This is a genomic window from Microbacterium sp. T32, from assembly GCF_001619615.1.
Lineage (GTDB): Bacteria > Actinomycetota > Actinomycetes > Actinomycetales > Microbacteriaceae > Microbacterium.
Window position 1 is genome coordinate 81,767 of record NZ_LQQP01000023.1, and the last position, 12,785, is coordinate 94,551.

A 12,785-nucleotide genomic window follows, 5' to 3' on the forward strand; every position below is an offset into this window, starting at 1 on the left:
GAGGCGGCATCCCAGGCGGCGCGGCGGGCCGATTCGACGCGCGACTCGGCCTGCGCGGCGGCCGAACCGCGCAGCCGCCGAAGCACCGCGACGAACACGACGCTGAGTCCCACCATGGTGGTCACGCGAGTGCCGATCCCCAGCATCTGCTGCAGATCCGCGCTGCGCGTGATGGCGTCGACCACGAGGAGCCCCAGGAGGATTCCCCCGCCGATGAGCGCGACCCCGCCGCGATCTCGGAGAGCGAGGGCGACCGCGACGAATGCCGAAGCGGTGACGAACCATGCCGATCCGTAACTGATCGGCGCCGGGAGAGCGGAGATCCCGAGCGCGACGCAGCCGCTCAGGAACATGACGAGCGCCAACGCGCTGAGACGAGAGACACCCTCGCGAGCGCGCGCCACCATCGCAGTGAGGAGGAGAAGGAGGGCGAGCATCACGAGAGACACGATCCCGGTCCCCGCGATCCCCGCCTGGACGGCCGCGGCGAGACCCACGGCCGTCTGCGTGACGACGAAGATGGATCCCACGAGACGTTCGCGACTCCGGATGGTCCACGCGTCAGGCGGCGCAGGAGGAGGGGAAACCGGCGGCTCGTCGATGGTCCACTGAAGCCGCACCCGCGTCCCGGCACCGGGGGCGCTGTCGACCTCCGCCCGCATCCCCGGGATCTCCGCCGGCACGCCGAGCACTGTCATGGCGAGCCCGAGGCGGTTCGTCCGCACGTTCTCGGGGGCGAACCCGGGGCCGTCGTCGGCGATCTCGATGCGTCCCCCGCTCGCCTCGACGGAGATGCGGACGCTCACCGCGGCGCCCGGAGCGTGCCGGTGGGCGTTGTCGAGGGCCTGGGCGGTCGCGGCGACGAGGGCGTCGGTGATCTCCGGCGAGCATGTCGTCGCCTCTGGAGAATGCTCCATGTGGAGCCGCGCCCCGGCCTCCTCGGCGAGCGCGGCGACACGCGCGACGAGGTCCGGCGACGGCGGATGGGCGCGCACGGACGCCGTGGCCCGCGCCGCCTGCAGCAGGACGGCCTCTTTCGATCCGGGCGTCGCGTCGGCGACGCCATGCAACGCCGCAAGGACCTCGTCGTGCACGAACGCTGCCGCACGGGAACGGGCCGTCAGGCGCGCCCGCTCGGCCGCCTCTACCACCGCCGCGGCCGCCGCCCTTCCCGCCGCCCGATCGACGTGGACCGCGGTGCGCAGCGCGATGTCGGCGACGGCGCACGTGGTCACCGCCGACAGGAGGGCCTGGGTGTCGTTGGCGAGACCCGTGAGGGAATAGCCGCCGAGGACGAGGCGAGAAACCACGATGACGACGGTCCAGAGGCAGAGGAAGGCCGTCGTCCACCGCCACCCTCCGGCCACCAGGATCGCCAGCGACGGCGCGGACACCGCGGTCAGCAGCCAGGGAACGGTGCCCGGGCTCCCGGGGTCCATCACGGCGATCGCGGCGAAGGGATAGACCACCACGGCCGCCGCGAAGGCGACGGCCGCGATCCGAGCGACCCGTCGCCCGGCCGCAGCGCCCATGATCGCGGCGACACCCCCCGCGAGGGTGAGGGCACCGAATCCTCCGACCATCCAGGCGGACCACCACGCCGGGGCCGTCGCCGCGTTCACGGTCGACACGACGAGCACCGCAACGGTGGCGGAAGCGAGGATCGACACCGCGACCCCCAGCAGGAGCGCCCGTCGGGTCGCATCGACGGCTGACTCGACGCGCGGCTCAGTCACGGCGCGGAACCGGGAGGAACCCGTCCTCGATGCCGCGACGGTACAGGTCGACCTTGCTCGCGGCGGGGCGACCGAGGCGTTGGTATACGCCCTTGATGCGACGGAGGTGGTCGTTCACGGTGTTCTCCGTCACCCACAGGGCCGCCGCGACCTCGCGGGCCCCCATACCGGAGGCGTAGAGCGACAGCACCTCGCGCTCGCGCTCGGTCAGGGGCGCGGCGGTGAGGCCCGGGTCGGAATCGAGCGCCGACGCCCACTCTGTCGTCGGGACGTGGTGCCCCTCGGCTGCCTCGAGGATCGCGGCCAGCAGATCGTCTCCGGGCAGCGACTTGCGGGCGATCCCGAGAGCGGCGGTGCGGGACGCCTCGCGGACGAGGTAGGGGTTCTCCGCCGAGGTGAGCACGAGGACGTGCGCTCCCCACCGCCGGAGAGCCTCGACGTTGTCCTGCGGAGTGCTGCCGTCGCGCAGGCTCAGGTCGAGCAGGACCAGGTCGGCGTCCCGCACGTGACCCGTCATGGCCGGGACGGTCTGTTCGTGGCGGGCGAAAGTCACGAGCGGAGAGGATTCGACGAGGTTGCGCAACGCGAGGCCGACCAGGTCGTGGTCATCCACCAGTGCGACGCGTTTCACCAGCCCTCCCGATCAGACTTTATCCATCCCGCGCAGTCGTCGGGGACAGATGACGCATTCGGACTCCGACCGTCGTCACCAGCACTCCCCCGACGAGCAGCACCCCGCCGATCACCTCAGCGGGGGCGGGGATCTGGCCCAGCAGCACGGCGGCCGCGACCATCGCGACCACCGGTGCCAGCAGCACCCAGGGCACGACCGCCGCCGAGGGGTTGCGGGCGAGCAGACCGTTGAAGATCGCGTAACCGACGAGCGTGCACAGACCCGCGGTGTACAGCGTCGAGAGGGCGGCCGACCAGCCGAAGGCGGCGAGCCCCGCGGCGATCGCTGTCGGCCCCTCCACGACGAACGCGAGGACGAGCGCCGGAACCGGCACCACGAGTGCCGACCACACGGTGAGTGACAGCGCGCCGAGCCTCCCGCGGCCCGCGACGACCCCCGCGCGGCGCGAGATGACGTTGCCTACCGCCCACGACAGCGCCGCGGCGAGCGCGAGCACCACGGCGAGCGCGGGGGCATCGCCGCCCCGGCCGAGGGCGACCGCGGCCAGGCCGACGACCCCGATCGTGACGCCCACGGCCTGCCCGAGCGTCGGTCGCTCGCGAAGGGCCCCGGCCGCGATCACGACGGTGAAGACCGCCTGCGCCTGGAGCAGCAGCGCGGCGAGGCCCGGCTGCAGTCCGAGGGCGAGGGAGGTGTACAGCAGGCCGAACTGGCCGAGGCTCATGAAGAGTCCGACGCCGATGATCGTGGTCCAGGATGCCAACGGGCGCGGCACGATCACGGCGAATGCCGCCACGACGGCGAAGCGGATGGCCACGAACAGGAGCGGTGGGATGCCCGGCATCCCCCAGTCGATGACCAGGAAGTTGAAGCCCCAGGCGGCCGCCACCCCGGCGGCCAGGATCATGTCGCGTCGACTCACGGGTTCAGTCCAGCGCCTCGCTTGATGAAGCACCAGCGAACGTTTCTTCACGAAAAGCGGTAGCGTCGCTTCATGATCGATCTCGAGGCGGTCCGCTCCCTCCGCACCGTCGCCCGGGAGGGCAGCGTGTCCGCCGCCGCCGTGACCCTGGGCTTCACTCCCTCGGCGGTATCGCAGCAGATCAAGCGTCTCGAGCGCGAGACCGGAGTCGCCCTGCTCGAGCGCGTCGGCCGCGGGGTCACGCTGACCGATGCCGGGACACAGCTCGTCGTCGGCTCGACGCCGATCCTCGCCGAGCTCGAGCGCCTGCGCGCCGACCTCCAGGCGAGCGCCCCCGGAGACGGGACGGTGAGCGGCGAAGTCCGTATTGCCGCGTTCTCGACCGTCGTGCGCGGGCTCCTCGCGCCGCTCCTCGTCGACCTCGCCCGGACCCACCCCGACCTGCGGTTGCTCGTGCGCGAGAGCGAGCCGTGGGAGACGGTGGCGCTCATCGCCTCGGGGCAGCGCGACCTCGGCATCGCCCACCAGTGGGGCGGAGTCGCGCTCGCGATCCCCGAGAACATCGTGGTCACGCCGCTGTTCACCGACATCGCCGACATCATCGTGCGCCGCGACCACCCGCTCGCGGGCCGCGACGTCCTGCACCCGCGCGATCTCGCCGACGAGGCGTGGGTCGCGACGTTCGAGACGACGATCTGCCGGCAGTGGCTCCGACGGCTGTTCGACGGCGTCAGCAACGCCCCGCGCGTGATCTACGAGTCCATGGAGTTCGAGAACCACCTCGAACTCGCCCGCACCGGTGCCGTGGTCGCCCTCGTACCCCGCCTCGGACGCGCACCCCTCGGCCCCGATCTCGTCGCGATCCCGACGATCGACCCGGCGTCGACCCGCGACGTCGTCGCCGTGCACCGGCGTTCGCAGTCGGATTCCCCCGCGCTGCGCGCGACGCTCACGGCGCTGCGCGAACGCGGCGCGGCCCTGCAGACCTGATCGGGTCGACCTCTGGGGAGATTCGCGGGATCTTCTGCGCCCCGAATGTGCCGGTGCGCATGCACGAGCGCTCCACAGCGGGCAGACTGTGGGCATGAGCAGTCGCGCAGGACAGCCCGCCGAGGCATCCGATCTCATCGACATCGACGAACTGATCTCCGCCTACTACGACCGCAAACCGGATGCCACCGTGCCCGAGCAGCGCGTCGCGTTCGGCACGAGCGGGCACCGGGGATCCTCGCTGAGCACGAGCTTCAACGAGGACCACATCCTCGCCACGACGCAGGCGATCGTCGACTACCGCGCGGCGCAGGGCATCACCGGCCCGCTGTTCCTCGGTCGCGACACGCACGGCCTGTCGCTGCCGGCCGAGCGCAGCGCCATCGAGGTGCTCGTCGCGAACGGCGTGGACGTCCGCGTCGACGCGCGCGACTCGTGGGTGCCGACCCCGGCCCTCAGCCACGCGATCCTCACCTACAACCGCGACCGCGCGACCGACGACCCGGGCCGCGCGGACGGCATCGTCGTCACGCCCTCGCACAACCCGCCCCGCGACGGCGGCTTCAAGTACAACCCCCCGCACGGCGGCCCCGCCGACACCGACGCCACGGGCTGGATCGCCGACCGCGCCAACGAGCTCATCGCGGCGGGCCTCGAGGGCGTCCACCGCACCCCGCACGCCGACATCGACCTCGACGCCCTGGGCCAATACGACTTCCGTGACGCGTACGTGCGGGATCTGGCATCCATCATCGACGTCGATGCGATCAAGAACGCCGGTGTCCGCATCGGCGCCGACCCGCTCGGCGGCGCGTCGGTCGAGTACTGGGCGCTCATCGCGGAGGTGTACGACCTCGACCTCACCGTCGTGAACCCCGAGGTCGACCCGACGTGGAAGTTCATGACGCTGGACTGGGACGAGAAGATCCGCATGGATCCCTCGTCGCCGTCGGCCATGGCCTCGCTCGTCGCCGCGCGCGCCGACTACGACATCCTCACCGGCAACGACGCGGACGCCGATCGCCACGGCATCGTCACGCCCGACGCGGGCCTGATGAACCCCAACCACTACCTCGCCGTCGCGATCGACTACCTCTTCTCGCACCGCGAGGGATGGCCGACGGATGCCGCGGTCGGCAAGACCCTGGTCTCGTCGATGATCATCGACCGCGTGGCATCCGCTCTCGGCAAGACCCTGCTCGAGGTGCCGGTCGGGTTCAAGTGGTTCGTGCCGGGGCTGCTCGACGGATCCGTCGCGTTCGGCGGCGAGGAGTCGGCCGGCGCGTCGTTCCTGCGCAAGGACGGCACCGTCTGGACCACCGACAAGGACGGCATCCTGCTGTGCCTGCTCGCCGCCGAGATCCTCGCGGTGACGGGCAAGACGCCGTCGCAGCGGTACGCCGAGCTCGAGGCCGAATTCGGCGCCTCGGCCTATCAGCGCGTCGACGCCCCCGCGTCCCCCGCGCAGAAGTCGGCCCTGTCCAAGCTGTCGCCGGATGCCGTGACCGCCACCGAACTCGCGGGCGAGCCGATCATCGCGAAGCTGTCGCACGCGCCGGGCAACGGCGCCGCGATCGGCGGCCTGAAGGTGCAGACGGAGTCGGCGTGGTTCGCCGCCCGCCCCTCCGGCACCGAGGACGTCTACAAGCTGTACGCCGAGTCGCTCCGCGGCGAGGAGCACCTGCGCGCGGTGCAGGAGGAGGCCCGCGCGGTCGTCTCCGCCGCGCTCGGCGAGTAACGTGTCCGCCTGAGCGGCGCCGCTCCCTCGGGGCGGCGCCGCTTTCGCATGCAGTCCGGCGCCGCTCTCTCGGGCCGGCGCCGCTTTGCGTGCGCGCGGCACGCAGCGCGCTGGCGTTCGATGCTCGCCCCACCGCCCAGGCCGGCATAAACGCTCCCGCTCGGCGGAAACGCTCGGACCGGGCGTTTCCGCCGAGCCCGAGCGTTTATGCAGGAAGAGAACGACGGGATGCCGCGGCCCCGGCGCTCCGGAGAGCGTCGGGGCCGTGGCATCCGGGATCAGGCGAAGGTGGCGGCGTCGATCACGAAGCGGAAACGCACGTCGCTCTTGAGCACGCGCTCGTACGCCTCGTTGATCTGCTCGGCCGAGATGAGCTCGATCTCGGGCGCGATACCGTGCTCGGCGCAGAAGTCGAGCATCTCCTGGGTCTCGCGGATGCCACCGATCGACGACCCCGCGAACGAGCGGCGGTTGTTGAACAGCGTGAAGACCTGGATCGGCAGCGGCTCCGGCGGAGCGCCCACGTTGACCATGGTGCCGTCGAGCGTCAGGGTGCCGAGGTACTGCTTGAGGTCGAGGGGCGCGCTGACGGTGTTGACGATGAGGTCGAACGTGTTCTTCAGCTTGTCGAACGTCTCGGGGTCGCTCGTGGCGTAGTAGTGGTCGGCGCCCATCGCGAGCCCGTCGTCCTTCTTGCTGAGCGTCTGCGACAGCACGGTGACCTCGGCGCCCATGGCGTGCGCGATCTTGACGGCCATGTGGCCGAGCCCGCCGAGGCCGACGATCGCGACCTTCTTGCCGGGGCCCGCGTTCCAGTGATTCAGCGGCGAGTACGTGGTGATGCCCGCGCACAGCAGCGGCGCAGCCTTCTCGTACGGGATCGACTCGGGCACGCGCAGCACGAAGTCCTGGTCGACGACGATCTTCTCCGAGTAGCCACCCTGGGTGACGGTGCCGTCGCGGTCGATGCCGGCGTAGGTGCCGACGTTGCCGTTGAGGCAGTACTGCTCCTCGCCCGCGAGGCAGTTCGCGCACTCGCGGCACGAGTTGACCATGCAGCCGACGCCGACGCGGTCGCCGACCGCGTACTTCGTGACGTCGGAACCGACCTCGGCGACCGTGCCGACGATCTCGTGGCCGACGGTCAACGGGTAGGGCACGTCGCCCCACTCGCCGCGGATGGTGTGGATGTCGGAGTGGCAGATGCCGGCGTAGGCGATGTCGATCAGGACGTCGGCCGGGCCGACCGCGCGCCGCTCGATCGTCGTCGGTTCGAGCGGAGAGGTGGCGGACTTCGCCGCGTAGGCGTTGACGTGCATGGGTCTCCTCGGTGAGGGGTTTGGGGACACGTCCATCTTTCCGCGTGCCGCAGCCCGGAGGGCGGGGTTGCACGGACGTGCGCGAGGGGTATGGATGCCGAGCGGCAGGCGCCCCAGCGGAAACGGGGCCGCGCCGACCGCCCGAAGGCGACCGACGCGGCCCGTTTGCGTGGATCAGGCGCGCGTGTCGCCCTGTCCGCGACGACGACGCCACAGCAGGAGTCCGCCGCCGATGAGGAGCAGCACGATCGCTCCGGCCGCGCCGACCGCGATCCCTTCGCCGTGCAGACCGGTTGCGGCGAGGTCGCCGCGGGAACCGTTCGCCGATCCGGGGCCGGTGGACACCGCCCCCGATCCGGCGGAGGACCCGGTGCCCGAGCCGGCGCCCGTGCCCGTGCCGCCGCCGGTGCCCGAGCCGGACCCGCCGCCCGAGCCCGTGCCGCCGCCCGTGCCCGGGTCGACCGGCGCAGCCGCCGGCACGATCGCCGCGGACCGCGCCGTCCCGGCGGTGAAGCCGTCGGCGGACGCGGTGATCTCGACCGAGATCTCCCGCCCCTCATCGGCCGCGACCAGCGCGTAGGCGTCGGCCGTGGCATCCGGGATCGGCGAACCGTCGCGCAGCCACGCGTAGCTCAGCGCGGCGCCGGCCGGGTCGGTCGTGGCGCTCGCCCGGACGGTCGATCCGACGCGGGACTCCCCCGTGACGTCCGGGGTGCCCACCCCGACGGTGCGCTCGATCGTGACCGTGTACGTCTGCACGGTGCCGTCGGGGGCGGTCACGCGGACGGAGCCGACGCCGCCGACCGCACGGGCCGTCTCCGCCGTGTCACCGGGCTGCGTGACCTCGACCGCGGCATCCTCGTCCACCGCCAGCGCGTGGAGCTCCGGCCACGCGGCTCCCGTCGACGCGACGGTGTAGTCGAACACCTTCGGGTCGAAGCCCGCGACGGGCTGATCCCCCACCGTGAGCCGCGCGAGGTCGGCGATACCGGCCGGCGAAGCGGAGGCGGCGAAGATCTCGACCTCCGACACGATCATGTGCGTCTGCGAGCGCGCGTTCATCACGACCCGCACCTCATCGGCCGCGCCCGTGACGGGCACGTCGACACGCGGCGCGCCGCTCGAGGGAGCAGGCACCGGGACGAGGTCGCCCTGGATCCACTCCCCGCCGCGCACCCGGTGGTCGATGCGCATCGTGGCCGGCCAGCTCAGACTGTTGCCGTCGCGGTAGAACTGCACGGCGACGTGCGTGACCGTCTCGCGCTGCGCGAGCGCGTAGCTGAGGGTGTCCTGCTCGTTCTTCGTTCCGCCCTTCCAGTTCGACCAGCCCTTGTCGGTCGCGATGCCGTTGATCGTGTTGCTGACCGGGTAGCCCGACTCGGTGAACGTCGCCGACGGTCGGCTGTCCGGGGCGACGTTGCGTTCCGAGGCGGCGGTGACGATGACCGTCAGCTTCGCGTCGAGACGTTCCCCGGCGGGGCCGGTCGCAACGCGCGGGACGGTCACCGTTCCCGGCTGTGCGAACGCGGCATCCGTCAGCCCGTCCCACGTCCACTCGACCGGGATCCAGTAGCCGCCGCCGGACGGGGTCAGTTCGGCCTGCACGTCGCCGTCGGCCTTGCTCTGCACGAGCGACAACGCACTGCCCGCGGGCACCGTGACCGAGGCGGGACGCGTCGCCGCGAAGGGTCCGACCTCGACGGTCGCGGTCGCCTCGAACGCGGCACCGAAGACGTCGGTGCCCGTTCCGCGCACCTGCACCGTCCCCGGTCGCGACCAGTCCGCGCCGTCGAGCTGCCACGTCACCGCGGCCGCACGCAGCTGGCGACCGGCGTAGCGGACGACAGCCTGGGCCGGGAGCGTCGGAACGACGCCGACCGCCGTGGCGACAGACACCGGCTCGCTGCCCACGATGCGCGAGCTCGACAGACGCCACTGCTGGTTGGAACCGCCGTTGGAGGTCCACAGGCCCACCGTGGCGCCGGGCGTCGTGCTCTGCCCGTTCACGTCGAGCACCCGTTCGCTCGCGACGTTGAGCACCGAGAGGTACGTCCCGTCGGTCGTGGATGCCATCCACTGCAGGGCCGGATCCGCGGCCGCGGTCGCGGGGTCGGAGTCGACCAGCGCGGTGCCGCCGGCGCGGGACGCGAGAAACTTCCCGGTGCCGTTCTGGAGCGTGAACCGGTGCCGGTTCGTCCCGGCGCCCGAGACGGAGCGCACCGTCCAGGACTGCGCGCGGATCGCGTCGGTGGTGGTGGCGCTGCGCTGGAGCACGAGGCCCGCGCCCGACCCGTCGAGCGCGAGACCGCTCTGGAGCCCGGTCAGCTGAACGGTGTCGCCATCGCGGAACGCCGCGGCGTCGTCCGAGACGCCCGAGACGCCGTCGATCACGAACGTCGTGACCGACTTCGCGGGCACGGTGACCGTGGCGGTCCGGGATGCCGCGTTCACGGCGACCTTCGCCCCCTCCTTGAGCGCGTTGGCCGAGGGCTGATCCGCGGTGGACTGCGTCGTGACGATCGGGGTGACGGTCGCGCCGGGCGCGATGGTGCCGAAGTCGCGCAGGTCGATCTCGACCGTGCGGTCGGTCGCCTCGGAGTTCACGTGCACGATGGTCGCGCCCTGGCCGTCGGCATCCACGGCCGCGGTGGACTGGGTGTCGTCGGTCGCCATCAGGCGGTCGCCCGGGTGGATGTAGTGCGTGAAGTTGCGCACGGTGTTGAACTTCTCGTTGGTCAGCACCTTGCACGACGGGTCGGCTTCGCCGTCGGCGATGCGCCTCGCGGACTTGCCCTCGGCGTTGCAGTCGAAGTCGATGAAGACGCTGCCCCAGTTGAGCTTCTCGACCTTCTGCATGTTGTAGAGGTCTTCGACCGGCTGCCAGAAGACCCACGCCGTCGGCTCGAGCTCGCGCAGGTCGCCCACGATGTGCTGGGCCATGCCCAGACCGTTCTCGATGTCGTTGGTAACGAAGCCGCGACCCTCGGTCCAGTTCCCCTCGACCTCGCTCATCCACAGCGGCTTGTCGGCGGCCTTGGCGATGTCACGGACGACCTGGCGCCCGTCCGTGCTGTACGTGTGCACGTTGAGCTGGTCGACGAGACCCTTCGACTGGGGCGACCAGGCGTTCCAGTTCGTCGCGAATGTGCTCGGGTTCGTCTCGTCCATCGCCGAGATCACGGCATCCGTCGTCGTTCCGGGCTGCGCGAGGCGCGCCGCGAGCGCCTTGACCATGGCATCCTGCGCCTGCGGACCGATGTGCGCGCCCTCCTGGCGGCTCTTCGACGTCGGCCACTGAGCACCGTTGGGGATCTGCGTCTGCCAGTAGTCCGTGTTCGGCTCGTTGAACGGGTCGATCGTGTCGAACTTCACCCCGTGCTTCTTCTCGAGCTCGTCGACGACGTTCACGAGGTAGCCGGCGAATTTGTCCATGTCGGCCGGGGCGAGCTGCTCGCTGGTGGCGTTGTTGATGCCGCCCGAGACGTAGCCGCTCTGCGTGAGGAAGTACGGCGGCGAGTTGCTGAAGGCCTCCCAGTGGGTGACCTTGTCCTTCAGCGCGTCGATCCACCACCGCTGCGCGGAGTCGGCGTCGAAGTCGTAAGCGTTCGGGTCGTCGGGATTCCACGCGGCCTTGTAGCGGGCACGGTCGGCGTAGTTCGAGGTGATCGCGCCCTGGGAGTCGGAGGCACCGAGGTCGGGGTTCCAGAACCCGGGGACCGCACCGCCCGGCCGCAGGTACGCCGGCACGTCGGAAGCGTTGCCGCCGCCGATGTTGTAGCGGGCGATGTTGAGGTTCAACCCGTCATCGCCGAAGACGGCGTCGAAGAGCTTCTGCCGCACCTCGGGCGGGTAGTTGCCCGTGGCGTTGGCGAACCACACCAGGCTGGTGCCCCAGCCCTCGAACGGTTCCGCCGCCGTCGCGGGGTTCGGCGTGATGTGGACCGTCGCGTTCGGCGCCGCCACCGCGGGGGCGGGGGTTACGGCGCTGGTTGCGGCGATTCCGCCGGTCGCGAGGGCGACCGCACAGGTCATCGACAGCAGTCGAGCTGACTTCATCGTCATTCCGATTCCGGCCGCAGCGTCGCGGCCTTGGGGGGAGAGGGAAATGTTGACGTCAACATGTTGACGTCAACACCGAACCTATCGGAGGGTGCCGCAGTGACACAACGTCGACCCGGGTGATCTTGTCCAGTCGCGGCGGGCCTTCTGGCCGCGTCGCCGCGCGATCAGTGGAGGAAAGACGGCGAAGGGAGGACGGATGCCACCACTTCGGCCCTCCGCTCGCCGGATCCCCTCCGCTCGGCACGGCACGCGCCGCCGCCACGGCACCGACGCCGAAGCCCGCGCGTCAGGCTCGCGGCCCCGAGCTCTGCCGCACCACGAGCGACGTCGGGATGAGGGTGCGGGCGTGCTCGCCGCCGGCGCCCTCGATGTCGGCGATCAGTGCACTCATGGCCTCTTCGCCGACGCTCTCGAAGCGCTGGCGCACGGTCGTGAGCGGGGGCCAGAAGTTCGCGGATTCGGGCATGTCGTCGAACCCGACGACACTCACCCGCCCCGGCACCGCGCGCCCGGCCTCGTGCAGCGCGCGGATGACGCCGAGCGCCATCTGGTCGTTGGCCGCGAACACCGCGGTCACGGCCGGATCCTGCGCGAGCGCCGCGCCGATGCGGTGCCCCGACTCCGCGGTCCAGTCTCCGAGTTGGACCGGAGGGACCTGGCATCCACGTTCCTCCAGGGCCGCGCGCCACGCGTCACGGCGGCGCTCCGCGGCGAAGGACTCCGGCGGACCGGAGACGTGCCACACGGTTTCGTGCCCCAGGTCCAGGAGGTGCTCGGTGGCCAGGCGCGCGCCCTGCGCCTGGTCGTTGTCGACGACGGCGTAGGGGTAGTCGGCGCTCGAGTCGACCACGACGACGGGGAGGCCGGAGGGGATCGACAGCTCGTTCTCGCCGAGCCGGTGCTTCTCGATGAGGATCACGATTCCGTCGACGGCGTGCTCGCGCAGGCGGAGGAACGCCCCGGACACGTCGCTCTGCGACGCGGTCTGCACCGTGATGAGGGTGATGGAGTATCCGGATGCCGCGGCCACCGACGCGAGCGCGTCGAGGGTGCGCGTGTTGCCGTAGGAGCTGAGCGAGAACATGATCACGCCGATGCTGCGGAAGCGACCCGACCGCAGCGCGCGGGCGGCGCTGTTGGGGCGGTAGCCGAGTGAGGCCATGGCGTCGAGCACGCGCTGCCGCGTCTCGGGATCGACGTTGGAGCGGTCGTTGGCGACGCGCGACACCGTCTGCCCCGACACCCCCGCCGCGGCGGCGACGTCCGCCATCGAGACTTCGCGGCGCCGCCCGCGCTTGCCGGCCGTGGTCGACGTCATCGTCGTCTCGCTCACGTCTGCCCCCTTGGATGTTGACGTTGACATGCTAGCGGCCTCCGGCTATGT

Annotated in this window: 7 protein-coding genes and 1 pseudogene; 2 read left to right on the forward strand and 6 right to left on the reverse strand. The window is 71.3% G+C overall.

Going from position 1 to position 12,785, the window contains the following annotated elements; all coding sequences use genetic code 11:
• Positions 1-617: 617 nt before the first annotated feature.
• From AVW09_RS18395 to AVW09_RS12650, 3 genes and pseudogenes are all read right to left on the reverse strand, one after another.
• Positions 618-1,583, reverse strand: a pseudogene (locus tag AVW09_RS18395) (sensor histidine kinase); the annotation flags it as partial.
• A 145-nt stretch (positions 1,584-1,728) separates the two neighbouring features.
• The gene (locus AVW09_RS12645; RefSeq protein ID WP_231901839.1) at positions 1,729-2,367 is read right to left on the reverse strand and encodes a LuxR C-terminal-related transcriptional regulator; all 639 of its coding nucleotides are present in this window, start codon (positions 2,365-2,367) and stop codon (positions 1,729-1,731) included.
• A 19-nt stretch (positions 2,368-2,386) separates the two neighbouring features.
• The gene (locus AVW09_RS12650) at positions 2,387-3,292 is read right to left on the reverse strand and encodes an EamA family transporter (RefSeq protein WP_063258408.1); all 906 of its coding nucleotides are present in this window, start codon (positions 3,290-3,292) and stop codon (positions 2,387-2,389) included.
• 72 nt (positions 3,293-3,364) lie between these two features.
• Here AVW09_RS12650 and AVW09_RS12655 point away from each other — a divergent pair, with 72 nt between their 5' ends.
• On the forward strand, positions 3,365-4,282 hold the full coding sequence (locus AVW09_RS12655; protein WP_063258409.1) for a LysR family transcriptional regulator: 918 nt from the start codon (positions 3,365-3,367) through the stop codon (positions 4,280-4,282).
• A 94-nt stretch (positions 4,283-4,376) separates the two neighbouring features.
• Positions 4,377-6,020: a phosphoglucomutase (alpha-D-glucose-1,6-bisphosphate-dependent) gene (gene pgm / locus AVW09_RS12660; protein WP_063258410.1), complete on the forward strand. Its 1,644-nt coding sequence runs from the start codon at positions 4,377-4,379 to the stop codon at positions 6,018-6,020.
• Positions 6,021-6,298: 278 nt separating this feature from the next.
• On the opposite strand, the gene AVW09_RS12665 is transcribed toward pgm, so the two are convergent.
• The 3 genes from AVW09_RS12665 to AVW09_RS12675 form a co-directional block, all read right to left on the reverse strand.
• Positions 6,299-7,339 carry an NAD(P)-dependent alcohol dehydrogenase gene (locus AVW09_RS12665; protein ID WP_063258411.1) on the reverse strand — a complete coding sequence of 347 codons (1,041 nt, stop codon included), beginning with the start codon at positions 7,337-7,339 and terminating at the stop codon, positions 6,299-6,301.
• 174 nt (positions 7,340-7,513) lie between these two features.
• On the reverse strand, positions 7,514-11,395 hold the full coding sequence (locus tag AVW09_RS17340; protein ID WP_197462635.1) for a glycoside hydrolase: 3,882 nt from the start codon (positions 11,393-11,395) through the stop codon (positions 7,514-7,516).
• A gap of 292 nt (positions 11,396-11,687) precedes the next feature.
• Positions 11,688-12,671: a LacI family DNA-binding transcriptional regulator gene (locus AVW09_RS12675; protein WP_156496107.1), complete on the reverse strand. Its 984-nt coding sequence runs from the start codon at positions 12,669-12,671 to the stop codon at positions 11,688-11,690.
• Positions 12,672-12,785 lie beyond the last annotated feature (114 nt).